This window comes from Microbacterium sp. UCD-TDU (genome assembly GCF_000340625.1).
GTDB lineage: Bacteria > Actinomycetota > Actinomycetes > Actinomycetales > Microbacteriaceae > Microbacterium > Microbacterium maritypicum.
This window is the reverse complement of the sequence record NZ_KB454447.1, coordinates 557,766-581,103: the sequence shown is the minus strand read 5'-3', so window position 1 is coordinate 581,103 and position 23,338 is coordinate 557,766. Positions and strand designations below refer to the sequence as shown.

Below are 23,338 nucleotides of genomic sequence, written 5' to 3'. Positions count from 1 at the left end.
TTCGACGCCAACAGAAGGAGCGGTTTTCGGTGGCTGAGTACATCTACTCGATGGTTCGTGCACGCAAGGCAGTGGGCGAGAAGCTCATCCTGGACGACGTGACCATGGCGTTCCTCCCCGGGGCCAAGATCGGTATGGTCGGCCCCAACGGCGCCGGTAAGTCGACCATCCTCAAGATCATGGCGGGTCTGGACACCCCGTCGAACGGGGAGGCGAAGCTCTCTCCGGGGTTCACCGTCGGCATCCTCATGCAGGAACCGGAACTCGACGAGACGAAGACCGTGCTCGAGAACATCCAGGACGGCATCGCGATCAAGGCGAAGCTCGACCGCTTCAACGAGATCTCGGCACTCATGGCCGATCCCGATGCCGACTTCGACGCTCTCCTGGCGGAGATGGGTTCGCTTCAGGAAGAGATCGACGCGGCGGACGGCTGGGACCTCGACTCGCAGCTCGATCAGGCCATGGACGCGCTGCGCACCCCTCCGGGCGACGCGGCGATCGCCCCGCTCTCCGGTGGTGAGAAGCGTCGTGTGGCGCTGGCGAAGCTGCTCCTGCAGAAGCCCGACCTCCTGCTCCTCGACGAGCCGACCAACCACCTCGACGCCGAGAGCGTGCTGTGGCTCGAACAGCACCTGCAGGCCTACAAGGGTGCCGTCATCGCGATCACCCACGACCGGTACTTCCTCGACCATGTGGCCGAGTGGATCGCCGAGGTCGACCGCGGCCGCCTGATCGGCTACGAAGGCAACTACTCGACTTACCTGGAGAAGAAGGGCGAACGCCTCGAGATCCAGGGCAAGAAGGACGCCAAACTCGCCAAGCGCCTCAAAGAGGAGCTGGAGTGGGTGCGCTCGAGCGCGAAGGGGCGTCAGACCAAGTCGAAGGCGCGTCTCGCTCGCTACGAGGAGATGGCGTCCGAGGCCGAGCGCACCAGGAAGCTGGACTTCGAGGAGATCCAGATCCCCGCAGGACCGCGTCTCGGTAGCGTCGTCATCGAGGCCAAGAACCTGAAGAAGGGCTTCGACGGACGCTCGCTCATCGATGGGCTCAGCTTCAGCCTGCCGCCGAACGGCATCGTCGGTGTCATCGGCCCGAACGGTGTCGGAAAGACGACGCTGTTCAAGACCATCGTCGGCCTCGAGCCGCTCGACGGCGGAGATCTGAAGATCGGCGAGACGGTCAAGATCAGCTACGTCGACCAGTCGCGCTCCAACATCGACCCGAACAAGACGCTGTGGGAGGTCGTCTCCGACGGCCTCGACTACATCACCGTCGGCAAGACCGAGATCCCGTCCAGGGCGTACGTCTCCAAGTTCGGCTTCAAGGGTCCGGATCAGCAGAAGAAGGCAGGTGTGCTCTCCGGTGGTGAGCGCAACCGCCTGAACCTCGCGCTGACCCTCAAGGAGGGCGGCAACCTGCTGCTCCTCGACGAGCCGACCAACGACCTCGACGTGGAGACCCTGAGCTCGCTCGAGAACGCGCTGCTCGAATTCCCCGGCTGCGCCGTGGTCATCACCCACGACCGGTGGTTCCTGGACCGCATCGCCACGCACATCCTCGCCTACGAGGGCACTGATGAGAAGCCTGACCAGTGGTACTGGTTCGAGGGCAACTTCGAGGCCTACGAGGAGAACAAGATCGAGCGCCTCGGAGCGGATGCGGCCAAGCCGCACCGCTCGACCCACCGCAAGCTGACGCGCGACTGAGCCTGTCGTGACCGCATCGCCGGGGCCCCGTCTGCACATCCCGATCCAGCTCCGCTGGGGCGATCTGGATGCGTTCAACCACGTCAACAACACCTCCATGCTGAAGCTGCTCGAGGAGGCTCGCGTGCGAGCATTCTGGCGCGCGGGCCCCGGCGAGGAGGCACCCTCGACGGCGGTGCTCGACTCAGGCATCGACGAGGGCATTCTCACGCTCATCGCTCGCCAGGAGATCGAGTATCTCGCGCCCGTGCCGTACCAGCGGCGACCGCTCGAGGTGCAGATGTGGTTCGGGAAGCTCGGCGGGTCCAGCGTCGAGGTCTGCTACGAGGTGCACAACGACCCGACGGTAGACCCTCGTCAGATCTATGCGCGATCAACGGCGATCATCGTGCTCGTCGACGCGAAGACCGGACGCCCCACCCGCCTCACGCAGGAGATGCGCGACGCCTGGGAGCCGTACCTCGGAGAGTCGATCCAGTACAGCCATCGCTGAGCCGCTCTCGGTCAGCGGCACCGAGGAGCACGCAAGGCTGTGCCTCGTAGTCGGTCGGGAACGGATGCTCCCGACCGACGCATCACTCCTGGCCGTCGGGGACCCGGATCATGATCTCCTGCGCGACGCTCGCCACGAGGGCTCCGTCACGCGTGAAGATCCGTCCGGTGGCGAGCCCTCTGCCGCCGCGGGCGTTCGGCGACTCCTGCACGTACAGCAGCCACTCGTCCACGCGCGCGGGCCGGTGCCACCACATCGCGTGATCGAGGCTGGCGACCTTGAGACCGGGGAGCGCCCAATAGACGCCGTGGGCGCGGAGAATCGACTCCTGGATCGTCATGTCGCTGAGGTAGGCGAGGGCCGCCCTGTGCAGACGCTGGTCGTCGGGTAGCGGCGCGCGAAGACGCATCCACACGGCCTGCTGCGGCGTGCGCGCATCATCGCTCGGCAGATACAGAGGCGAGTCGACGTGGCGGATGTCCGCGGCGCGCTCGCTCAGCATCCGTGCGGTGCCGCCGGGGAGACCCTGAACCCGATCCTCGTCCGGTGCGAGTGCCTCAGGGGCGGGAATGCCATCGGGCATCGGCTGTGCGTGCTCGACGCCCGGGTCGGCGTCCTGGAAGGAGGCGATCATCGAGAAGATGGGCACACCGTTCTGGTAGGCCTGGGCACGGCGCGTGGAGAACGAGCGTCCGTCATGGATGCGGTCGACGGAGATCGTGATGCCCTGACTCGCGTCGCCTGGACGCAGGAAGTAGCCGTGCATCGAGTGCACCGCCCGGTCTTCGGGAAGGGTGCGCTCTGCAGCCAGGAGTGCCTGGGCGAGAACCTGCCCGCCGTAGATCCGGCCGGTGGGCATCGGGTGCGAGGAACCGGTGAAGATGTCCTCCGTCGTCCGTGCCTGCGTCGAATCGAGATCGAGGACCTCGAGCAGCCGCTCGACGGTCTGGATGGCGTGGTCTTCCGCGCTCATGGATTCCTCTCTGCGCCCCAGGGCGCCGCTCCGTTGGTAGTTTAGAACGCGTGCCGCATCACCTTCTCCTCGCCGACTCCCACACGGCGAAAGACGTCCTGACGTTCGTGGGTCGAGCGGCCAGGATCACCGACGAAGGCGTGCGGCTGCAGGCGTCGAGCGGCGTACTCGCCCTCACGACCGCGGCACTCGCCCCCCACGGCCTGTTCGATCAGACACCGACGATCCTCGCTATGCGCATCGTGCATGCCGATCCCGAACTCGAGTGCGATGTCGTCGTCGATCAGCTCACGAAGACCGACGAGCCACACCGCCTCGAGCTCCCGGACACCGGACTCTCGCCGGCGTGGGCTGGTGTGGCGCCGCCTCGAGGCGGGTGGGAGCCGGTGTCGACGCTCGACGTCTCCGTGATCGCCCAGCGGGCGCAATGGGGGATCTCCGCCGTGGCCCGCGGTACCGCGCCGGGCTCCGGAGAAGAAGCCGTGCGAGCCCTCCGGGCCGCGATCTGGGGGGAGCCGGATGAGGACCTCGGTGACGTCCCGCGAGGCGTCGCCTTCGCCGCGGACGCGATGGGCTTCATCTCGGGCGAGGAACAGGTGGCCGTCTCTCGATCCGGGCGATGGACGCGACTCGCCTTCCGGCGCGGTCATGTGCTCTCCCGTGGCCCGGTCGCCTCAGGGCTCACGAGTGTGCGTCACACCGGCTCCGCCGGCTGAGACGGCCCCTGCCGCCCGCGACGCAGAAGCACGTGGCCGCGCTGCAGCGCGACGATCCTGCTCACGAGGGCGCTGATCCCTCCCAGCACCAGGACCGCGCCGAGAAGGTCCAGAAGCGGGAACAGCCAGAGGTCGATCACCCAGTACTGCCAGTTGACGGAGCCCCGGAGCAACGCGGGGGTGAGGGGGATGACCAGCCCCGCGACGATCACGAGGGTGAGCGGGAAGAGTCGGAGCAGGAGTCGTGGTGTCGGTGCGGACCGCCTTCCCGCCGCCCAGCGGGGAGCGCGAAGAGTCGTCACGAGGAGAAGGAGCAGAGCGACCGCGGCAAGGACAGACAGGATGCTGTTCGCGACGCCCGGAGGGTTCCCGTAGGGCTTCGGGGGCACGCCCTCGGATTCCGAGATCAGGTTCTGCGCCAGCTCACCGGGGGAGCCGACTCCGTTCGTGAGCACCACGACACCTCTCCCCGTCGCGGAGGCGAAGGCCATCAACCCGGTGAACGTCGCCAGAGTGCCCCGTGCGAGACGAAGCCCGGTGCATCCCCTCCATCCGGGGCGAGGCGCTGCCAGCCGAGGCCATACGGTGAAGCGTTGGGCTGCATGGCGTGCAGCTCGTCGAGCAGCGGACGCTCCAGCAGTGCCGCACCCACCGTGCCCTGGTTGAAGCGGAGCCACTGCACCATGTCGGCGAGCGTCGACACCACGCCGCCGTTGCCTCCGCACCGCCCCGGCATCTCCGGCATCACGTACGCGAGACCCAGCACCACGGAGAAGCCGGGCGCGAGCTCATCCACAGTCCGGTCGCAGGCGTCCACGCTCAGCGAGTCGTGCATGCCCAGCGGCACGAAGAGACGCTCCCGAAGGAAATCATCGAGAGGCTGCCCAGACACGATCTCGACGATACGGGCGGCGAGCGAGTAGTTCGTGTTGTGGTACTCGAATCGGGCTCCCGGTTCCGCGACCAGTCGGCCCTGCCTGAGCTCGGCGACGACCGCCCGCGTGGTCCGCGGCGCGGGCAACGCGAACTCGTCGTTGGTCTGCAGCGACAATCCCGAGGTATGGGACAGCAGCTGGCGGATCGTGATCTGCTCGTACCTCGCATCGGCCATCGTGAACTCCGGCAGGCGATCGACGACACGGTCATCCAGTTCCACTGAGCCGTCCTGGACCAGCAGCATGATCGCCGTCGCCGTCATCGACTTGCTCATCGACCCGATCCGGAACCGCGTCTCCGGGGTGATCGCGGCTCCGGCGCCGTCACGACCGCGCACGATCAGATCGACGTCTCCGTCGGAGATCAGGGCCGCGGCGATCCCGGGAGTCGCGAATGTCTCCGCGTACGCCTCGACCGTGCGGGAGGCAGTCGTCGGGGTGTCCGCGGTGACAGCGGGAACAGCGCAGCTCGAGAGCAGTGTCGACAGGAGGCCGAGGAACAAGAGGATGCGCACGAGCCCACCGTAGGCAGCGCCGCCGTGTGGTTCGACGTGGAACGCCATGTCTTCGGGGTACCCCGAACAAGTGCGACGGGTCCCCGGAACGACGCCACCAGGAAAACGGGAAGCCGTGCGTCGGAGCTCGCCTCGCGACTCAGATCGCGACTGCGGCCGCGCGCCCCGCAGTGCGACCGGAGAAGAGGCAGCCGCCGAGGAAGGTTCCCTCGAGTGCCCGGTAGCCGTGCACGCCGCCGCCGCCGAAACCGCTCGCCTCACCTGCCGCGTAGAGACCCGGGATCGGCTCGCCTGCGGCGTTCAGGGCGCGGCCTTCGAGATCGGTGTTGATTCCGCCGAGGGACTTGCGCGTGAGAACATGCAGCTTCACGGCGACGAGCGGCCCCGCCGCAGGATCCTGAAGGCGGTGCGGGGCTGCAGTCCGGATGAGCTTGTCGCCGCGGTAGCCGCGCATCGACCGCAACATGCCGATCTGCGTGTCCTTGGTGAAGTCGTTCTCCATCTCGCGGTCGCGGGCCTCGACCTCGCGCCGGACGTTGTCGAGGTCGAGGAGCTCGCCGCCAGGGTGCTTCTGCATCTGCTCGAGCAGCGAGTCGAGATCGTTCTCGACGACGAAGTCCTCGCCCTCGTCGAGGAAGGACTGCACCGGGCCGGTCGGTCCCTTGGCGAGGCGGGATCTCAGGAGGAGGCCGACATCCTTCCCGGTGAGGTCGGGGTTCTGCTCGCTGCCGGACAGGGCGAACTCCTTCTCGACGATCTGACGCGACGTGACGAACCAGGAGTGGTCGTGGCCTGTCGTGCGCAGGTGCTCGAGTGTGCCGAGGGTGTCGAAGCCGGGGAACAGCGGCACGGGGAGCCGCTTTCCCGTGGCATCCAGCCACAGAGACGAGGGGCCGGGCAGGATGCGGATCCCGTGCGAAGGCCACACCGGATCCCAGTTGGTGATGCCCTCGACGTAGTGCCACATGCGGTCGCCGTTGATCAGGCGGGCACCCGCGACCTCGCTCACACGATGCATCGAGCCGTCGACATATGCCGGCACACCCGTGAGCATGTGGTCGGGTGCGGTGCCGAGCCGTTCGGGCCACGCCGCTCGCACGAGGTCGTGGTTGCCGCCGATCCCTCCTGAGCACACGATCGTGGCGGTCGCCGAGATCTGGAACTCGCCGATCACCTCGCGAGATGAAGGCACACCGCGCTGCGCACCGCTGGTTGTGAGGATGTCCCCTCGTGCACCGGTGACGGTGCCGTCCCTGACGGTGAGCTCGCCGACGCGGTGACGCGGAAGGATCGTGAGCCGTCCGTCCCGCTCGCCCTGCTCGACGGCTGCCGCGAAGGGGGCGACGATACCCGGTCCGGTGCCCCAGGTGATGTGGAAGCGGGGGACGGAGTTGCCCGGTCCGATCGCCCCGTAGCCGCCGCGCTCCGCCCAGCCGACGACGGGGAAGAAGCCGACGCCGCGTTCTCGAAGCCAGGCGCGCTTCTCGCCGGCGGCGAACTGGAGGTACGCCTGCGCCCAACGGCGGGGCCATTCGTCTTCGTCGCGATCGAATCCGGCGTTGCCGAACCAGTCCTGGGTCGCGAGTTCGAGGGAGTCCTTGATTCCGAGGCGTCGCTGCTCGGGGGAGTCGATGAAGAACAGGCCCCCGAAAGACCACCAGGCCTGACCGCCGAGATTCGTGCGCGGCTCCTGGTCCACCAGGATGACGCGCCGCCCGGCATCGAGTGCCTCCGCCGCCGCGACGAGGCCGGCCAACCCCCATCCGATCACAAGGACGTCTGCAGACAGGGGTGTCGTCGTCATGAGTTCTCCGTTGATTCCTGACGTGATCGGGCCTCGAGCGTCGGACGACCACCGGGACCGGCACCGATCCCGGAAGGCTCGAGTGAGTTCACCATGGCATAGGCGGCCCGCTCCAGGTAGTCCCACAGCGTGGTTTCGTGCAGGGGGGACAACTGCGCCTCGTCCACAGCCGTTCGCATATGACGAAGCCAACGATCGCGCGCGTCCGCGTCGATGCGGAAGGGCATGTGCCGCATACGCAGCCGCGGGTGTCCGCGCGTCTCGCCATAGGTCGTGGGACCGCCCCAGTACTGCTCGAGGAACATCCGCAGGCGGTCCTCCGCGGGGCCCAGGTCTTCTTCGGGGTACATCGGCTTCATCACCGGGTCGAGTGCGACCTCGCGATAGAACACCGAGACGATCTTCGCGAACGTGTCGTGGCCGCCGATCTCGTCGTAGAAGGTCACTTCTGGGTGCTCCCGTCGTCGTTCGGCTTCTTGCGGCGCCAGATCCCGCGGTCGGGGATGATCGGGACGCCGGTCACGGCATTCGGCCGGGTCTTGGGCGGATTCGCTCCGCGCACGCGACGCGCTCCGTCGAGGCCGGTCGGCACGACGTCGACCATGCGCGGAACGCCGATCTCCTTCTCGAGCAGGGCGGCGCGCAGTCGACGCCGCAGCTCCTGGGCGACGTCGTCCTTCGCGTTGGCGCGGGCCTTGATCACGATGCGCACCACGAGCGCATCGCCGTCGATGGACTCGAGCCCCCACAGCTCCGGCTTCTCGATGATGCGCGTGCGCCACTTCGGATCCTTCGCCAGCCCCTGCGCCGTCTCGAGCATGATGTGCTCGACCTGCTCCAGGTCGGAGTCTGCGGGCACGCCCAGGTCGATGATGGACCGCGCCCATCCCTGCGACATGTTCCCGATGCGGGTGACCTCGCCGTTGCGCACGTACCAGAGGGTGCCGTTGACGTCGCGCACCTGGGTGATGCGCACGCTGACGTACTCGACGACGCCGCTCGCGAGACCGAGATCGACCACGTCGCCGATGCCGATCTGGTCTTCGGCGACGATGAACATGCCGTTGAGCACGTCCTTGACGATGTTCTGGGCTCCGAAGCCGAGGCCGGCGCCGACGGCAGCGGTCAGGAGGGTCAGGGAGCCGAGGAGGCTGTTGTCGATCGCGTTCACGATGAGCACGATCGCGATGACGACGAGCATCACGTTGACGATGTTCTGCAGGATCGTCCCCAGCGTGCGCGTGCGCTGCACGAGGCGCATGTCGGCGAGGGGGGATCGTTCGAGGGCCTGCGTGTCGTCGACCGACGCCTTGTTCTTGGCGCTGTCGACGATACGGTGCACGACACGTCGGATGACGATGCGCAGGACGAGGCCGATCACGACACAGCTGGCGATGATGATGGCCACCGTGAGGACCTTCATACCGGCCTCACCGAGCCAGACGAGCAGCGCCTTCACCCAATCGGGGAGGGGGATTTCCGCGGATGGGTCGGTGTCAGCGAAGGGGAGAATCATCACTCACGATCCTAGCGATCGGGTCTCTGCGCGGGCTGGGTGGATGTGCCCGACGAGAACGGAGACCACCTGTCCCGTGTCGTCGTGTCATTCATGGACGCGGCGATGGAGGGACGGATGGTCTCCGTTGTCAGGGGTGCTCCGGGATCAGTCCTCGGCGTCGCGCGCCTGTGCGGCCAGGGCGCGCTCCACATCCGCCAGGTTCTCGAGGACGAGACGGCGCAGTGCGGGCGCCGCGTCCTGGTGAGCGGCGAGCCAGCCACGGGTCGCATCGCGCAGCGCGATGTCGGCCAGAGCGGTGGGGAAGAGTCCGACGATCAGGTACTGCGCGATCTGGTAGGTACGCGATTCCCAGACCGGCAGCAGCATGTCGAAGTACGCCGGGACGAACTCACCCAGCACTGCGGCGCCGGCCGGGTGCGTGAACCCGAGCGCGGCGGAGCGGACGATCGTGTTGGGGGCATCGTCGCGTTCGATGAGCGACGCCCACGCGGCCTTCTTCGAGGCCGAGTCCGGAAGCGAGGCACGGGCCTGCGCCGCGAACTCCCCGCCCTTGGCCGTGTTGTCGGCCGCGAGGGCGGCATCGATCGTGGCGGCATCGGTCGCGCCGATCGATGCCAACCCGACGAGGAGCTGCCAGTTCAGATCGGCGTCGACCTCGAGCCCGGGCAACGTGTCCTCACCCGAGCGCAGACGCCCGACGATGCCGGCGTGCTCCGGGGTTACCAGGGCGTTCGCGAACGCGGTGACGAACTGCAACTGGCTGTCGCTGCCCGGCTCCGCGGCCTCTGCGAGGCTCCACAGGCCGTCGGCGACCTTGAGCCGGGCCGCCTCGCGATCCGCGGGGACGACGTAGAGGGTCGCTGCGGTGCGCAGCTGGCTCAGCGTCGTGCGCACGGTCGTCGACTCGGTCTCGCGGCCGATGTTGCCCAGCACGAGGTCGATGTACTCCGAAGCGCCGGTCTCGGCGTCGCGGGTCTGGTCCCACGCGGCGCCCCACACGAGCGAGCGGGCGAGCGGGTCGTGGATGTCGGCGAGGTGGGCGATCGCCGTGGCGAGCGACTTCTCGTCGAGGCGGATCTTCGCGTAGGCGAGGTCGTTGTCGTTGAGCAGCATGAGGTCGGGGCGGGCGAGGCCCTGCAGCTCGGGCACCTCGGTGCGGTCGCCGTCGACGTCGACCTCGAGATAGTGGGTGCGGGTGAGAGAGCCGTCCGTGAGCGTGTAGAAGCCGATGCCGAGGCGGTGCGGACGGATCGTCGGGTAGTCCGCCGGGGCGGTCTGCGTGATCGCGAAGCGCGAGATCGTGCCGTCATGGCTCTCGGCGATGACGGGCTCGAGCGTGTTGACGCCCGCGGTCTCGAGCCACTTCTTCGACCACGTGCTGAGGTCGCGTCCACTGGTGGCTTCGAGCTCGGAGAGCAGGTCGCTCAGCTCGGTGTTGCCCCAGGAGTGCTTCTGGAAGTACTGCGAGACTCCGGCGAAGAACGCCTCGATGCCCACCCACGCGGCCAGCTGCTTGAGGACCGAGCCGCCCTTGGCGTAGGTGATGCCGTCGAAGTTGACCTGCACGTCTTCGAGGTCGTTGATCTCGGCGACGATCGGGTGGGTGGAGGGGAGCTGGTCCTGGCGGTAGGCCCAGGTCTTCTCCATGGCGTTGAAGGTCGTCCAGGCTTCTGTCCACTCGGTGGCCTCGGCGGTGGCGATGGTCGACGCCCACTCGGCGAACGACTCGTTGAGCCAGAGGTCGTTCCACCACTTCATGGTGACGAGGTCACCGAACCACATGTGCGCCAACTCGTGGAGGATCGTGACGACGCGACGCTCCTTGACCGCGTCGGTGACCTTGCTGCGGAACACGTAGGTCTCGGTGAAGGTGACGGCACCGGCGTTCTCCATCGCGCCGGCGTTGAACTCCGGCACGAAGAGCTGGTCGTACTTGGCGAAGGGGTAGGGGACACCGAACTTCGACTCGAAGTAGGCGAAGCCCTCGCGGGTCTTGTCGAAGATGTAATCGGCATCGAGGTGCTGCCACAGGCTCTTGCGGCCGTACACGCCCAGAGGGATGACACGTCCGGAGGCGCTGGTGAGCTCCGAGAAGGTCGCCTCGTACGGGCCGGCGACGAGCGCCGTGATGTACGAGGAGATACGCGGGGTCGGCTCGAAGCCCCAGGTGGCGGTGACGTCGTCGTCATGCACGATGGGCTCGGGGGTGGGGGAGTTGGAGACGACCTTCCACGCGGCAGGGGCCGTCACCGTGAACTGGAACGTCGCCTTGAGGTCGGGCTGCTCGAAGACGGCGAAGACGCGACGCGAGTCGGGCACCTCGAACTGGGAGTAGAGATAGACCTCCCCGTCCACGGGGTCTACGAAGCGGTGGAGCCCTTCTCCGGTGTTCGTGTACTCGCAGTCGGCGTCCACGACGAGGACGTTCTCGACCTGCAGACCGGTGAGCGCGATGCGCGAATCGGCGAAGACCTCGTTCGGGTCGAGCTGCTCGCCGTTGAGCGAGATCTCGCGCACGTCGCGGGCGATCAGGTCGATGAAGGTGAAGCCCTCCGGCGTCGCGGTGAAGCGCACCACGCTGCGGGAGCCGAACACCTCGGCGCCCTTCGTCAGATCGAGGGCGACCTCATACGACTGCGTGTCGATGACGTCGCGGCGCTCCTGCGCTTCGATACGGGTGAGGTTCTCTCCAGGCACAGCTGTACTCCCAGGGGTGAGGGGATGTCACCGGGGCTGGGCGCAGTTGGCGCCGACGGCAACCATGACAGCCTACGCCAGTGCGACGGATGCCTCCTCGCATCGGCGACGGGAGCGCGACAGTAGGAGACGACGCGTGCGCGCACACCCGCACCTCTCCGAGGTGGGAAGATGGATGCGTGACTGCGATCGAGCCGAATGTCGTCCCCTTTGCCTCGCCTGCTACCGCCGGTGGTGCTCCCTACGTGAACACGCCTGCCACCTACGACGCGATCCTGCTCGCCGGGTTCGGCGGGCCGGAGGGCCAGGATGACGTGATCCCGTTCCTCAGGAACGTGACGCGCGGTCGGGGAATCCCCGACGAACGGCTCGAGGAGGTCGCGCACCACTATCGCCACTTCGGCGGGGTGAGCCCGATCAACGGCCAGAACCGCGTCCTCAAGGAGGCGCTGGAGAAGGCCCTCATCGAGCGCGGGATCACGCTCCCCGTCTACTGGGGCAACCGCAACTGGGCCCCGTACCTCGAAGAGGTCGTGACCGAGGCCTCGACCAACGGCCACAACACCCTCCTCGCCTTCGCCACCAGCGCCTACAGCTCGTTCTCCAGCTGCCGTCAGTATCGCGAGGACTTCGCCCGCGTCCTGGAGGAGACCGGTCTGGGCGAGACGGTGACGATCGACAAGATCCGTCCGTTCTACGATCACCCCGGCTTCGTCGAGGCTTTCGAGACCGGCGTGCGTGAGGCTGTCGAGGGCTTCCTCGCCGAGGGCATCGCGGCAGCCGACATCCAGATCCTGTTCTCGACGCACAGCATCCCGACCGCCGACGCCGAGCGCTCCGGAGCCCGCGACATCGAGTGGGGAGAAGGTGGCGCATACGCCGCGCAGCACCTCGCCGTCGCCGCGTGGGTCATGGACCGCGTTCGCCAGACCGTGCCCGCTGCGGCCGATGTGTCGTGGGAACTCGTGTACCAGTCCCGCTCGGGCCCCGCATCGCAGCCTTGGCTCGAGCCGGACGTGTGCGACGTGATCGGCGAGCTGCCCGATCGCGGCCGCAAGGCCGTCGCCGTCGTCCCGGTCGGGTTCATGAGCGACCACATGGAGGTGTTGTGGGACCTCGACACCGAGGCGGCTGAGGCCGCGGAGGAAGCGGGCCTCTCCTTCACGCGCACTCCGACTCCTGGGGTGTCGCCGGCATTCGTCTCCGGCATCGTCGACCTGATCGAGGAGCGCCTCCAGGGGCGCCCCAACGATGAGCGTGCGCACGTGACCTCTCTCCCCGGCGGCTTCGATGTCTGCCGCCCCGGGTGCTGCGAGAACATCCGCGCGGGCTTCAAGCCGGCCGCTGCCGGTGTCGCTCCGTGACCTCTCGCTGACCCGCGCACGCTTCTAGGATGGGACTCATGCGCATCCACATCGCCACCGACCACGCGGGACTCGACTTCTCCACCCAGCTGCAGGGACATCTGCGCGCCGCCGGACACGATGTCGTCGATCACGGGCCGATCGAGTACGACGCGGTCGACGACTACCCCGCGTTCTGCATCCGAGCGGCGCAGGCTGTCATCGCCGACCAGCGCGCCGGCGTGGACGCGCTGGGTGTCGTCTTCGGTGGCTCGGGCAACGGCGAGCAGATCGCCGCGAACAAGGTCGAGGGCGTACGTGCGGCACTCGTCTGGAATCTGTCGACGGCGGAACTCGCGCGAGAGCACAACGACGCCAATGTGATCTCCATCGGCGCCCGTCAGCACACGTACGACGAGGTGACGTCGTTCATCGACCGCTTCATCGAGACGCCGTTCTCCGGTGACGAGCGCCATGTGCGCCGCATCGGCCAGATCGCTGACTTCGAACGAGACGGCTCTCTGCTCCCGGACCCGCGGGCCTGAGATGCCCGAGGGTCATTCCGTCCACCGGATCGCTCGTCAGTTCGACCGCAACTTCGTCGGAAAGACCCTGAGCGCCTCCAGTCCGCAGGGACGATTCGCCGAGGGCGCCTCCGTTCTCGACGGTCGCGAGGCGGTCAGCGTGCAGGCCGTCGGCAAGCAGATGTTCCTCGAGACGGAGGGCGACCTCTGGCTCCGGGTGCATCTCGGTCTGTACGGGGCGTGGGACTTCGCGGGTGAGATCATCGTCGATCCGACCATCGCGTCGGCCAACGGACGGATGGGCCAGACGAATCAGCGAGGGACCGTCCTCGACCAGCCGATCCTCGACGAAGCCGGAGAGAACTCGCTCGCGTCGATCGGGGCTCCCCGGCGCACCCGAGTGCACGTGCGCATGTCGGAGCAGACGAAGGGGCTCGCCGATGACGGGATGCAGTGGCCTCCGCCCGTCGTCGGGCAGGTCCGTCTGCGGCTGATGACCGACATCACCGCAGCCGACCTTCGAGGCCCCACCGCCTGCGTGCTCCAGACACCTGAAGAGATGCTCGCCACGGTGGCCAAGCTGGGACCGGATCCCCTGGTCGGTGACCCGGTCGAGAACGAGGAGCGATTCGTTCGCGCCGTCAAGAAGAAGTCGACGGTCATCGCGCTGCTGCTGATGGACCAGTCGGTCGTGAGCGGGATCGGCAACGTGTATCGGGCAGAGATGCTCTTCCGCCAGCGGTTGAACCCGCACACTCCAGGTCGGGACGTGCCGGAAGAGGTCGTGCGCGCGCTCTGGGCGGATTGGGTGCGCCTTCTGGCGATCGGGGTCGAGACCGGCCAGATGATGACGATGGACGGCCTCACGGGCGACGACTACCGGGCAGCGATGGCCAATCGGGACGACCGGCACTGGGTGTATCACCGTGCGGGACTGCCCTGTCGGATCTGCGGAACGGAGATCGCCCTCGAGGAGATCGGCGCGCGCAAGCTCTACTGGTGCCCTCGTTGTCAGGCGTGAGCCCGCTCGGGCTCCCTGCACCGCTCTAGGCTGATCCCATGCGACAGAACCCCAGCTTCACGCTGGCCGATGAGACCGAGATCCGCCGTGTCATCGAGGCGAATCCCTGGGCGACGATCATGAGCGCAGGCGATGACGGACTCGTCGCCTCCCACTACGCCGTGCTGCTCGACGACGCGCGCGACGACCTCACCGTCGTGGGACACGTCGGGCGCCCGGACGACCTCATCCACGGGATGGGCCATCGAGAGATGCTCGTGGTGTTCCAGGGCCCGCACGGCTACGTGTCGCCCGGCTGGTACGGCGATGTCCCTGCGGTGCCGACCTGGAACTACACCGCAGTGCACCTGGCCGGCGTGCCCGAGATCCTGACCGATGAGGAGAACCTCGTCGTGCTTGACCAGCTCGTGGCACGCTTCGAAGCCCGGATGCCCGAGCCGCGACGGATGTGGGAGCGCCCGAACGACCCGGCCTACATCGAGCGCCTCGCATCGGGAACCGTGGGCTTCCGGTTGCGGCCGACCCGCGTCGTCGCCAAGAGGAAGCTCAGCCAGAACAAGCCGCCGGAGACGATCGAGACGGTCATCGCCGCGCTCTCGACCGACGGTCCGTATTCGAACCCGGCTCTCGCCGCGGAGATGCGACGCGCGCTGGATGCGCGCCGAGGAGGACGACAGCAGTGACCGAACGTGGAGTGGCGATCGACGCGATCACCGGCGTGCGCATCGCCGGCCCTGGGCGCGAGTTCCTCATGGATGAAGAGCCCGTGGACATCTTCATCGGCGACGGGCGCATCGTCGACATCGCCCCGACGGGTGCTCTGCCGACACGCGGCGCGGTCATCGACGCCGACGGCGCGTGGGCCGTTCCCGGGCTCTGGGACAACCACGTCCACACGGTCCAGTGGGCCCTGACATCGGAGCGGGCACCGCTCGGCGGGGCGGAATCCGCCGCCGGTGCCGCTGCGGCGATGAGGGGCGTCGCTCCGCTTCCGGATGGACGCCGCGTCGGGACCGGCTTCCGGGATGCGCTCTGGGCGGATCGCCCCTCGCTCGAGCTCCTGGACGCCGCGACCGGTGATGTCCCGACATATCTCATCAACGCCGACGTCCACAGCGTCTGGTTGAACAGCGCGGCCCTCGCGCGCGAGGGTTTCCGCAGCGAGGACGGCGTGCTGCGCGAGACCGACGCCTTCGAGATCTCCCGGCGCCTCAACGCCGTCGACGCCGCCCACGGCGATCGCGCGATGATGCGTGCAGGGGAGCAGGCGGCCGCACGGGGTGTCACCGGGCTCGTCGACTTCGACATGGCATGGAGCGCGGAAGCCTGGCCGCGACGAGTCCAGGCCGGTTTCGCCTCGCATCGCGTCGAGTTCGCGATGTACCCCTTCGACCTCGAACGGGCGGTCAGTGCCGGGTTGCGCACCGGAGAACTGCGCGAAGAGGGCGATGTCCCGGCACCAGCACGAGGGCTCGTGCATGTCGGACCTCTCAAGGTCATCACCGACGGTTCTCTGGGCACACGGACGGCAGCCTGCTCGCACTCGTATCCGGGCGATCCCGACAACTTCGGGATGCTCACCGTGCCGTCGGACGAGCTCGTCGCCCTCCTCACCCGCGCTACCGGTGCGGGGCTGGGTGTGGCCGTGCACGCGATCGGCGACCGGGCGATCACGTCTGCTCTCGACGCGTTCACGACGACGGGCGCCGTCGGCTCGATCGAGCACGTGCAGCTTGTGCGGCACACCGATCTCGCCCGTTTCGCCCGTCTGGGCGTGATCGCCAGCGTCCAGCCGCAGCATGCCGTGGACGACCGCGACCTGGTTGATCGTCACTGGGCCGCGCAGACCGCCATCGGCTACCCGCTCGCCTCGTTGCGTGACGCCGGTGCGCAGCTGCGCTTCGGGTCGGATGCACCGGTCGCCGAGCTCGACCCCTGGCACGCCATCTCAGCCGCGGTGTCGCGTACCGACGACGATCGGGCCGCCTGGCATCCGGAGGAGCGCATCACCGTCGACCAGGCGCTCGAGGCGAGCGTTCGTTCGTCGCTGCGTCCCGGCGAACCCGCCGACATCGTGCTGTGCGCTGCGGATCCTCGAACGGCGACGGGGGAGGGGCTGCGGTCCATGCCCATCGTCTCCACCCTTCTCGCGGGGTACGTCACCCACGTCCTCTGATCGTTCCTGGAACGAAGAAGGGGCGGTGCTCGGAGAACCGAGCACCGCCCCTTCTCAGGTCAGGCGATGTCTGAGATCACGCAGCGATGTGCGAGACGAGGAACCAACGGTCCTTCTCGAGACCGCGCTGGATCTCGATCGCGACGTCCTGGCTGGTGAGGTCGACCTCGTCGAGGCCTTCAACAGCCGCCTTGACGTCGACCAGGATGGCGTCGATGTCCGAGATGACGGCGCGGATCAGCTCGTCGGACTGGGCGAAGCCGGCCGCGACCGAGGTGGATCCCGCCTTGTCGGCGACAGCGCTCACTCGTGCGTCGATCGGGAGTCCCAGCGCGACGATCCGCTCAGCGGCCGTGTCGGCGAAGTCGCCGGCGTGGGCGACGATGGTGTCGAGCAGCTCGTGGACGCCGATGAAGTTCGCGCCACGCACGTGCCAGTGGGCCTGCTTGCCGTTGACGGTCAGCGCCTGCAGGCCGAGGACGACAGGGGAGAGGAACTGGGCCGCCCCTGCAGCCACGGTCGGGTCGATGGCGGTAGTGGAAACGGTCTGTGCCTTGCTCATCTTGTGCTCCTCCGGAACGGTTTCTCGTATCTGATGAAGACAACGCTACTCAGCCTCAGACATTCCGCAAGCAAGCTGAGGCTCGGCTCACTTCCGCGTGATTCCGCGGAAGTGAGGGTAGTCTCCCCTCATGAGCATCGCGTCCGGAGCCTCTGTCCTCTCCCTGCCGAACACCACACCGTCGATCGACGCGACGGCGTTCGTCGCCGACGGCGCGCGCATCGTCGGTGACGTCTCCCTCGCCGCCGGATGCAGCGTCTGGTACAACGCCGTCCTCCGAGGAGATTCCGCGGGGATCGTCATCGGACCGGGCTCCAACGTGCAGGACAACGTCTCGGTCCACGTGGACGCGGGTCACCCCGTCGTGATCGGCTCGAAGGTGTCGGTCGGCCACAACGCGGTCGTTCACGGCTGCACGATCGGCGACGGCACACTGGTCGGGATGGGATCGGTCATCCTCAGCGGCGCGGTGATCGGTGACGGCTGCCTTGTCGCGGGGGGAGCGGTCGTGCTCGGAGGGGCGGAGATCCCTCCCGGTTCTCTGGTCGCGGGCGTCCCCGCGAAGGTGCGACGGGCCCTCACCGAGGAGGAACGCGCGGGGCTCATCGCCAACGCCGACATCTACCTCGGGCACTCGCAGACGCATTCCGCGGCGACGCAGGTGTGAGCGCCCGGCCGCTAGGCTGAAAGGGTACGGGGCGGTGGCCAAGCTGGTTAAGGCAGTGGGCTCATAACCCAACGATCGCGGGTTCAAGTCCCGCCCGCCCTACTCGAACTCTCGCCGAGCGCCACACCACCGCCCGCACTCCCGTGCCGGCATCATGGCTGAAGCCCCGCCCTGAGGAAGACGATGGCAGAACACATCACGGCTCACCCACCGGGCCTCTTCGGCCACATCGGCGGTGTCGAGGTCGCGCTCCTGACCATCACGCGGGCCGGAACGTTCGGCGCCCCTGTCGACTATGTCACCGCGCGCCGAGCGGATGTGCCCGCAGGGACCCCTGAAGTGTCGGTCGATCATGCGGGCCCTGCCGAACTGATCCGGGTGCCGATCTCTGTGGTGGATCAGCTCGCCCGCTGGTGGTGGACAGTGCGGCTCAACGGCGGCGAGTACCAGGCGAGTCAGATGCGCGATGGAAAGGTGCTCATCGGCACCACCGACAGTCGTTTCGTCTGGCGCGACGGATGGGACGGGAACGTCCGTGACGGCTGGCAGCGCTGGGTCGATGCGGAAGGACTCGACGCGACGGCGACGCGTCACCCGCTTCGAGTGGACGATCGAGGTCGAAGACGGAGCCTCTTATCTGATGAACACCGTGTGGGGGTTCACGGTCACCGATGTGATGATGATCGATCTCGAGGACGTGATGATGGATCTGAGTCTCGACGTGAACTCTGCGATCGGGTCTTCCTCGTCGCTGTGCGCTGAGCCGGTCTGCGGTCGGAACAGGTGCGGTCAGGGCCCTGCCACGCGGGGTGGGCGCTGCGACGCGGCCACGGCGAGAGCCTTCGCATCGAAGTAGTCTGACCCGCCGACACGGAAAGGCTGTTCGTCCAACCACACCGCGTCGCCATCGACCCGGAGTAGGCCGACGTACATGACCCGGTCAGCGTCAGACGACCAGATGGAGAGGAGCAGGTCGTCGCCGAGGCTGTCCTGCGCCGCAGCGAAACCCTTCGTGATCTCGGCAGCGTCGGTGCGCCCGTTCCGGATCGCCTCGAGAAGCGGGCGTATCGGGAACGAGCCGTCGACGCCGAAGATCACCGGATTCGTCAGCACACCACCACCCTTGACCCGCCATCGGCGAGAGCCGACGAAGATCATCACGATGCTGAAGACCACCAGCACCGGCGGGAGCGCGAACGCGCCGGCGATCGCCAGGCCGCCCTTCACCCGGCCGCCGAGGAGTTCAACGGTCGCCTCCGCATTGAGGTAGACCGTCAGAGACAAGACGACCATGACCACGGCGACGACTGTCCAGACCGCCCTCTTGCGCGGTGACGACTCCGACGCGAACAGATCAGGGCGCGTGGCGAACCAGGAATACAGATTGCGGTGCGAGGACCTCAACGGGGCGAAACTCATCTGACCATCCCTTCTCCACCGTTCTCTCGTGTCCGACAGTTGGCAGGGAGCACGATCGTCTTCAGAGCATCTGCAGGACGGCACGTCGACCGGTCGGTTCGGGTGTGCCGGAATCCATCGGAACGCGGGGTTCGTCGGCTGTCAAGCCCCTCCCGCGCGGCTGGACACCGCGCCATTGTTCGAAGGTGCGGCACCGCGCCGCAGAACGGGAGGCACCATGAGCATCGGCAGCGGAATCGCGCTCTTCGTGATCGGGGCGATCCTCGTCTTCGCGATCAACGTCGACGTCGCCTGGGTCGACCTCGACATGGTCGGTTACATCCTGATGGGCGCAGGAGTGGTGATATTCCTGCTCGGCATCATCCTGCTCGCGCGTCGTCGTCGGACGGAGACCGTCTCGCGCACCGTCGTCGACCCCGCGACCGGAGCACCGACGACCCATCGCTCCGTGAGCTCCACCGGCGACGACGCGGTGTGACCCGGTCGGCTGGCGGCGTCGACCTCGGAGGGTGACGGGCGCCGTCAGTCGGCGTGCACGCCCTCGAAGTGTTCCTCGACGAGCGTGATGCCACCGCTGGAACTCGCGGAGTGCGCGAGTTCCTCGATCCATCTCCGGCTGAGGTCCGGTGTCTCCGCGTCCTGGAACACGAACCGCAGCGGGATCGAGGGGTGTAGCCACAACGTCGAGCGACCGGGCGCATCGCCTTCAGGGTGTCGCCACGAGAGCGTGAAGCTCTCATTGCGGCGGAGCTTCGTGGCGATGACGACCTTCAGGTGTGCAAGCGCGCGATCGTCGATCTGGATCGGAGTCTTCGCGTCTCCGTAATAGAGGCTTCCCATCAGCGGGGGGACGATTCGACGATGTGCGGGGCGCAGACCATGGTTCTCCTCGACGGCGTGCTCGGAGGACCGAGAAGGCGGTCCGGGATATTCGAACTCTAGCCAACAATGTCCCGCGAAGACGGGCGCAGGCTCCGACGCGCCGTCCGATGCGAACAGAGTCTTCGTTCCCTGTCACGCAGAAGGCAGCGAAGGCGCAGCCCCATAGGTCTCGCGGTAGGCCGCGGTGAACCGGGAAGAGTTGCTGAAGCCCCATCGCCGAGCGATCTCGCCGACGGAGCGGCCGTCTCCGTCGCGGAGATCCCGATGGGCGCCGTCGAGGCGCGCCCGTCGCAGGGCATCGGCAGGCGTGATGTCGAGAGCGCGCCGGAATGCGTACTGCAGGCCCCGTGTGGAGATGTAGGACGCGGCCGCGACATCGTCGATCGTGATGGCGAGATGAGCGTTCGCATCGATGTAGGCGAGCGCTCGACGCACGGACGCAGGCGCGCCGGCGCGCTGTGCCGGACGTTGCAGCGAGTCCGTGAACGTCGTCGGGAACGCCGAGAGGGTCACCGTCAAGGCATGACGTTCGAGCTCGGCGATCAGCAGCGGTTCCGTGTCTCCCGCCGCCACGGACTGGTCGAGGTACGCGAACATGCGCTCCCAGCGCTGGGCATCGGCTGCGGAGTGCGGCACGAGCCCGGTGGTGCGCAGCTCTCGGCGATCGTCGCCGGTGATCAGCCGCGCGCGATTCTCTGCCGCCTGATGATCGAACACGACGGCGCGAACGCGAGCGGAGCGGTCCCATCTCGCCTCGACCTCGGTGCCGTCCGACATCCATACGGATTGTGCATCCAGGGAGTCCCGCCCGGACCAGACGCGCGCGTCCGGGGCCTCCACACGGCACACGAGGAGCTGTTCCAGCGGCTCGGCTCGCGAATGCACCTGCGCGGCGAGGCGATAGTCGATCAGGGACGCGGTCTCGAGCTCCTCGGATCGCCAGTCGAACCGGAACCTCCGCGGGTCCGCCTTCTGCAGCGACGATGAGGGGACGAATTGCTGCCACGTGGACTCCACCCGCTCCAGATCGGCGGATGTGAACTGCATGGGTCACTCCTTGTGCTTCGCGCCCCGATCCCACTCGAAGGCGCACCACCTGGAGCGTATCCCACCGCACCTGAACCCCAGCCGTAGGGCACTGATGCGCTCGAGGATCCGATCAATCCGCGAGAGGGGAAGCGGAGAGAGGGGAAGGAGACCGCACGGGCCAGCCGCCGTCGAGCGCGTCATCGGGGTCGAGTCGGCCGATGCTCACGAAGTACTCGGTGAGGCTCGCCGCCTGCGATCGGGCCCACCCGATCTGATGCGTGTGGAGTTGCGCGGGAGATTCGGGGAGGCTGAACTGACGCGCCAGCGCCTGCGCGACACGTCCGGCGGCGATGGCGTCGGCAGACGCCTCATGGGCGCTCTCCAGAGGCACGGCATAGTGCGCCGCCACCACTTCGAGCGTGCGCCGCCCACGACGGTAGCGGTCGAAGGCCTTGTCGATCACGAGCGGATCGATCACGGGGGCCGGGTCTGTGAGGGGCTCGACTCCGTGACGGATCGCTTCACAGGCGAGCAGCGAGAAGTCGTACGACGCGTTGTAGGCGACGACCGGCACCCCCTGATCGAACAACGACCGTAACGCGGCGGTGACTTCGGCGACGACCTCGCGCGCCGGCCTTCCCTGGGATCGTGCGTGCATGGTGGTGATGCCGTGCACAGCAGTCGCTCCCTCGGGAATCGGGACTCCCGGGTCTGCGAGCCATGAGCGAGCCGCGATCTGGCGTCCCCCCGCATCGAGCACGCCGACGTAGGCGGTGACCACGCGATCCGACTCGACGTCGACGCCCGTCGTCTCCAGATCGAACACACCGACGCGGGTGAGCCACGCGGGGAGCGGAGATCCGGATGGCATGCCCTCACGCTACGGCTGGCCGCGGACATTCAGGAGAAGGCGCACGGCGGCTCGTAGACTCGGGCCATGACCGTGCCATCTCCCTACGCGGACCGTCTTCGTCGCCTTCCCGTGCAGCGCCACGAGATCGAGGTGCGCGGTGCCATCACGGCATATTGGGTGTACGGCCCTGAAGACGCCGAGACCACGGTCATCGCGGTGCACGGCTTCCGCGGCGAGCACCACGGCCTCGAACCGGTTCTCGCCTACCTCCCCGAAGTTCGTGTGATCGCCCCCGACCTTCCCGGTTTCGGCGAGTCGGCGCCTCTTCCCGGGCGCCGACACGATCTCGACGAGTACGTCGGATGGCTCACCGACTTCGCCGCGGACGTTGCGCCGGGCGCCGTGATCCTCGGTCACTCGTTCGGCTCGATCGTCACGGCGGCGGCCGTCGCGCGCGGACTGCAGACCCCTCGTCTGATCCTGCTGAACCCCATCGGGGCGCCGGCGTTGGAAGGACCGAAGGGACTCATGACCCGTCTCGCGGTGCTGTACTACGCGCTCGGCGCCCGGCTCCCCGAGGCCTTTGGAACCGCGCTGCTGCGCAACCGGGTCATCGTCCGCGTCATGAGCGTCACGATGGCCAAGACGAAGGACCCCGAACTCCGTCGGTTCATCCACGACCAGCACGACACCTACTTCTCTCGGTTCTCCGACCGCGACGTGCTCCGCGATGCCTTCGTCGCGAGCGTCTCCCATGACGTCCGCGAGTTCGCACCCGAGATCGAGGTCCCGACGTTGCTGGTCGCAGCCGAGCGCGATGACATCACGCCGATCGAGGCGGAGCGGAAGCTGGCGAAGATCTTCCCCGACGCCTCACTGGTCGAGATCGCGCACGTCGGGCATCTGATCCACTACGAGACCCCCGCCGAAGCGGCGGGCGCCATCCGACGCTTCCTCAGGATTCCCGTCGCGCGAGGCCGATGAGTCCGGCGACCCGGAACGGGATCACCTCGCCCATCGCGAGTGAGGTCTCGGTGCGTTCCACGCCTTCGATCGAGAGGATCCGCGCGTCGGTGTCGAAGAGGTGGCGCGCATCCCGGCACGCCACACGTGCGAGCAGATCGATCGATCCGCTGAGCCCATGCGCCTGCACGACCTCCGGAATCCGGGCGAGTTCGTTGATGATGCGGGGGAGCTCGGTCTGTCGGACGCCGATGCTGACGAATGCCTGCAACGGGAATCCGAGCACATCGGTCGAGAACGACCTCTCGTACGACAGGAAGATCCCGCTCTGCTCCAAGCGCGCCATTCGCGCCTGAATCGTGTTGCGCGAGAGCCCCAGGTTCTCCGCGAGCGCGACGATGGTGGTCCGGGGGTCGTCGGCGAGGGCGGCGAGAAGCTCGAGATCGATGCGGTCCAGTCCTGGCATAGTGCCAAACCCTAGCAGCACCGGATGCGTCCAAATTGAGCAACATGCTCAAGCCGTTTCGGAATGCTTGAG

General features: G+C 67.5%; 25 protein-coding genes and 1 tRNA gene. 13 read left to right on the top strand and 13 right to left on the bottom strand.

Annotated elements, in window-relative coordinates; all coding sequences use genetic code 11:
* The first annotated feature begins 29 nt into the window (after positions 1-29).
* The gene (gene ettA / locus D514_RS33100; RefSeq protein WP_017830677.1) at positions 30-1,709 is read left to right on the top strand and encodes an energy-dependent translational throttle protein EttA; all 1,680 of its coding nucleotides are present in this window, start codon (positions 30-32) and stop codon (positions 1,707-1,709) included.
* 7 nt (positions 1,710-1,716) lie between these two features.
* On the top strand, positions 1,717-2,202 hold the full coding sequence (locus tag D514_RS33095) for a thioesterase family protein (protein ID WP_017830676.1): 486 nt from the start codon (positions 1,717-1,719) through the stop codon (positions 2,200-2,202).
* Between the two features lie 82 nt (positions 2,203-2,284).
* On the opposite strand, the gene D514_RS33090 is transcribed toward D514_RS33095, so the two are convergent.
* Positions 2,285-3,175 (bottom strand): acyl-CoA thioesterase II, encoded by an 891-nt coding sequence (locus D514_RS33090; RefSeq protein ID WP_017830675.1) that lies wholly within the window; start codon positions 3,173-3,175, stop codon positions 2,285-2,287.
* Between the two features lie 50 nt (positions 3,176-3,225).
* Here D514_RS33090 and D514_RS33085 point away from each other — a divergent pair, with 50 nt between their 5' ends.
* On the top strand, positions 3,226-3,891 hold the full coding sequence (locus D514_RS33085) for a hypothetical protein (protein ID WP_017830674.1): 666 nt from the start codon (positions 3,226-3,228) through the stop codon (positions 3,889-3,891).
* Here D514_RS33085 and D514_RS38760 read toward each other — a convergent pair.
* From D514_RS38760 to pepN, 6 genes are all read right to left on the bottom strand, one after another.
* Positions 3,870-4,346: a hypothetical protein gene (locus tag D514_RS38760; protein WP_144053052.1), complete on the bottom strand. Its 477-nt coding sequence runs from the start codon at positions 4,344-4,346 to the stop codon at positions 3,870-3,872. The genes D514_RS33085 and D514_RS38760 overlap by 22 nt on opposite strands.
* 35 nt (positions 4,347-4,381) lie before the next feature.
* Positions 4,382-5,389: a serine hydrolase gene (locus tag D514_RS33080; RefSeq protein ID WP_017830672.1), complete on the bottom strand. Its 1,008-nt coding sequence runs from the start codon at positions 5,387-5,389 to the stop codon at positions 4,382-4,384.
* A gap of 91 nt (positions 5,390-5,480) precedes the next feature.
* Positions 5,481-7,145: an FAD-binding dehydrogenase gene (locus D514_RS33075; protein ID WP_017830671.1), complete on the bottom strand. Its 1,665-nt coding sequence runs from the start codon at positions 7,143-7,145 to the stop codon at positions 5,481-5,483.
* A complete protein-coding gene (locus D514_RS33070; RefSeq protein WP_017830670.1) occupies positions 7,142-7,591 on the bottom strand; it encodes a globin in 450 nt (149 codons plus the stop codon). Before D514_RS33070 ends, D514_RS33075 begins: the two co-directional genes overlap by 4 nt.
* Positions 7,588-8,568, bottom strand: coding sequence for a mechanosensitive ion channel family protein (locus D514_RS33065; protein WP_236610990.1), 981 nt, complete (start codon positions 8,566-8,568; stop codon positions 7,588-7,590). Before D514_RS33065 ends, D514_RS33070 begins: the two co-directional genes overlap by 4 nt.
* 240 nt (positions 8,569-8,808) lie before the next feature.
* Positions 8,809-11,361: an aminopeptidase N gene (gene pepN / locus D514_RS33060; RefSeq protein WP_017830668.1), complete on the bottom strand. Its 2,553-nt coding sequence runs from the start codon at positions 11,359-11,361 to the stop codon at positions 8,809-8,811.
* Between the two features lie 179 nt (positions 11,362-11,540).
* Here pepN and D514_RS33055 point away from each other — a divergent pair, with 179 nt between their 5' ends.
* The 5 genes from D514_RS33055 to D514_RS33035 all read left to right on the top strand — a co-directional run bounded on the left by D514_RS33055 (position 11,541) and on the right by D514_RS33035 (position 16,425).
* Positions 11,541-12,725, top strand: a complete 1,185-nt coding sequence (locus tag D514_RS33055; RefSeq protein WP_017830667.1) for a ferrochelatase — start codon at positions 11,541-11,543, stop codon at positions 12,723-12,725.
* Between the two features lie 38 nt (positions 12,726-12,763).
* Entirely contained in the window at positions 12,764-13,249 is a 486-nt protein-coding gene (locus D514_RS33050) for a ribose-5-phosphate isomerase (protein WP_017830666.1), read from the top strand.
* A 1-nt stretch (position 13,250) separates the two neighbouring features.
* The gene (locus tag D514_RS33045) at positions 13,251-14,249 is read left to right on the top strand and encodes an Fpg/Nei family DNA glycosylase (protein ID WP_017830665.1); all 999 of its coding nucleotides are present in this window, start codon (positions 13,251-13,253) and stop codon (positions 14,247-14,249) included.
* A 38-nt stretch (positions 14,250-14,287) separates the two neighbouring features.
* On the top strand, positions 14,288-14,932 hold the full coding sequence (locus D514_RS33040; protein ID WP_017830664.1) for an FMN-binding negative transcriptional regulator: 645 nt from the start codon (positions 14,288-14,290) through the stop codon (positions 14,930-14,932).
* Positions 14,933-15,000: 68 nt separating this feature from the next.
* Positions 15,001-16,425 (top strand): amidohydrolase, encoded by a 1,425-nt coding sequence (locus D514_RS33035; RefSeq protein WP_081603942.1) that lies wholly within the window; start codon positions 15,001-15,003, stop codon positions 16,423-16,425.
* Between the two features lie 76 nt (positions 16,426-16,501).
* On the opposite strand, the gene D514_RS33030 is transcribed toward D514_RS33035, so the two are convergent.
* Positions 16,502-16,987, bottom strand: coding sequence for a Dps family protein (locus tag D514_RS33030; protein WP_017830662.1), 486 nt, complete (start codon positions 16,985-16,987; stop codon positions 16,502-16,504).
* A gap of 130 nt (positions 16,988-17,117) precedes the next feature.
* On the opposite strand from D514_RS33030, the gene D514_RS33025 reads away from it, so the two are divergent.
* From D514_RS33025 to D514_RS33015, 3 genes are all read left to right on the top strand, one after another.
* The gene (locus D514_RS33025; protein WP_017830661.1) at positions 17,118-17,654 is read left to right on the top strand and encodes a gamma carbonic anhydrase family protein; all 537 of its coding nucleotides are present in this window, start codon (positions 17,118-17,120) and stop codon (positions 17,652-17,654) included.
* A gap of 28 nt (positions 17,655-17,682) precedes the next feature.
* Positions 17,683-17,756 (top strand) — tRNA-Ile (locus D514_RS33020).
* Between the two features lie 81 nt (positions 17,757-17,837).
* Positions 17,838-18,416 carry a hypothetical protein gene (locus D514_RS33015; RefSeq protein ID WP_017830660.1) on the top strand — a complete coding sequence of 193 codons (579 nt, stop codon included), beginning with the start codon at positions 17,838-17,840 and terminating at the stop codon, positions 18,414-18,416.
* A 27-nt stretch (positions 18,417-18,443) separates the two neighbouring features.
* Here the strand turns inward: D514_RS33015 and D514_RS33010 are convergent, their stop codons facing one another.
* On the bottom strand, positions 18,444-19,073 hold the full coding sequence (locus D514_RS33010; protein WP_017830659.1) for a hypothetical protein: 630 nt from the start codon (positions 19,071-19,073) through the stop codon (positions 18,444-18,446).
* 217 nt (positions 19,074-19,290) lie between these two features.
* Between D514_RS33010 and D514_RS33005 the strand changes: the two genes are divergently transcribed.
* A complete protein-coding gene (locus D514_RS33005) occupies positions 19,291-19,551 on the top strand; it encodes a DUF6458 family protein (protein ID WP_017830658.1) in 261 nt (86 codons plus the stop codon).
* 44 nt (positions 19,552-19,595) lie between these two features.
* Here D514_RS33005 and D514_RS33000 read toward each other — a convergent pair whose 3' ends face one another.
* From D514_RS33000 to D514_RS32990, 3 genes are all read right to left on the bottom strand, one after another.
* Complete coding sequence (locus D514_RS33000; RefSeq protein WP_017830657.1) at positions 19,596-19,913, bottom strand: hypothetical protein; 318 nt, start codon at positions 19,911-19,913, stop codon at positions 19,596-19,598.
* 174 nt (positions 19,914-20,087) lie between these two features.
* Entirely contained in the window at positions 20,088-21,002 is a 915-nt protein-coding gene (locus D514_RS32995; RefSeq protein WP_017830656.1) for a helix-turn-helix transcriptional regulator, read from the bottom strand.
* A gap of 112 nt (positions 21,003-21,114) precedes the next feature.
* Positions 21,115-21,855, bottom strand: coding sequence for a 3'-5' exonuclease (locus D514_RS32990; RefSeq protein ID WP_017830655.1), 741 nt, complete (start codon positions 21,853-21,855; stop codon positions 21,115-21,117).
* A 66-nt stretch (positions 21,856-21,921) separates the two neighbouring features.
* On the opposite strand from D514_RS32990, the gene D514_RS32985 reads away from it, so the two are divergent.
* Entirely contained in the window at positions 21,922-22,821 is a 900-nt protein-coding gene (locus D514_RS32985; protein ID WP_017830654.1) for an alpha/beta fold hydrolase, read from the top strand.
* Here D514_RS32985 and D514_RS32980 read toward each other — a convergent pair.
* On the bottom strand, positions 22,793-23,266 hold the full coding sequence (locus tag D514_RS32980; protein WP_017830653.1) for an Lrp/AsnC family transcriptional regulator: 474 nt from the start codon (positions 23,264-23,266) through the stop codon (positions 22,793-22,795). The two genes, D514_RS32985 and D514_RS32980, sit on opposite strands and share 29 nt — an antisense overlap.
* Between the last annotated feature and the right edge of the window lie 72 nt (positions 23,267-23,338).

Bases quoted from the DNA above. Each gene is read 5' to 3' on its own strand.
- D514_RS33090 (WP_017830675.1), bottom strand. From the start codon at position 3,175: ATGAGCGCGGAAGACCACGCCATCCAGACCGTCGAGCGGCTGCTCGAG.
- D514_RS33080 (WP_017830672.1), bottom strand. From the start codon at position 5,389: ATGGCGTTCCACGTCGAACCACACGGCGGCGCTGCCTACGGTGGGCTC.
- D514_RS33075 (WP_017830671.1), bottom strand. From the start codon at position 7,145: ATGACGACGACACCCCTGTCTGCAGACGTCCTTGTGATCGGATGGGGG.
- D514_RS33065 (WP_236610990.1), bottom strand. From the start codon at position 8,568: ATGAAGGTCCTCACGGTGGCCATCATCATCGCCAGCTGTGTCGTGATC.
- D514_RS33050 (WP_017830666.1), top strand. From the start codon at position 12,764: ATGCGCATCCACATCGCCACCGACCACGCGGGACTCGACTTCTCCACC.
- D514_RS33045 (WP_017830665.1), top strand. From the start codon at position 13,251: ATGCCCGAGGGTCATTCCGTCCACCGGATCGCTCGTCAGTTCGACCGC.
- D514_RS33040 (WP_017830664.1), top strand. From the start codon at position 14,288: ATGCGACAGAACCCCAGCTTCACGCTGGCCGATGAGACCGAGATCCGC.
- D514_RS33035 (WP_081603942.1), top strand. From the start codon at position 15,001: ATGGATGAAGAGCCCGTGGACATCTTCATCGGCGACGGGCGCATCGTC.
- D514_RS33030 (WP_017830662.1), bottom strand. From the start codon at position 16,987: ATGAGCAAGGCACAGACCGTTTCCACTACCGCCATCGACCCGACCGTG.
- D514_RS33025 (WP_017830661.1), top strand. From the start codon at position 17,118: ATGAGCATCGCGTCCGGAGCCTCTGTCCTCTCCCTGCCGAACACCACA.
- D514_RS33015 (WP_017830660.1), top strand. From the start codon at position 17,838: ATGGCAGAACACATCACGGCTCACCCACCGGGCCTCTTCGGCCACATC.
- D514_RS33010 (WP_017830659.1), bottom strand. From the start codon at position 19,073: ATGAGTTTCGCCCCGTTGAGGTCCTCGCACCGCAATCTGTATTCCTGG.
- D514_RS33005 (WP_017830658.1), top strand. From the start codon at position 19,291: ATGAGCATCGGCAGCGGAATCGCGCTCTTCGTGATCGGGGCGATCCTC.
- D514_RS33000 (WP_017830657.1), bottom strand. From the start codon at position 19,913: ATGGGAAGCCTCTATTACGGAGACGCGAAGACTCCGATCCAGATCGAC.
- D514_RS32995 (WP_017830656.1), bottom strand. From the start codon at position 21,002: ATGCAGTTCACATCCGCCGATCTGGAGCGGGTGGAGTCCACGTGGCAG.
- D514_RS32990 (WP_017830655.1), bottom strand. From the start codon at position 21,855: ATGCCATCCGGATCTCCGCTCCCCGCGTGGCTCACCCGCGTCGGTGTG.
- D514_RS32985 (WP_017830654.1), top strand. From the start codon at position 21,922: ATGACCGTGCCATCTCCCTACGCGGACCGTCTTCGTCGCCTTCCCGTG.
- D514_RS32980 (WP_017830653.1), bottom strand. From the start codon at position 23,266: ATGCCAGGACTGGACCGCATCGATCTCGAGCTTCTCGCCGCCCTCGCC.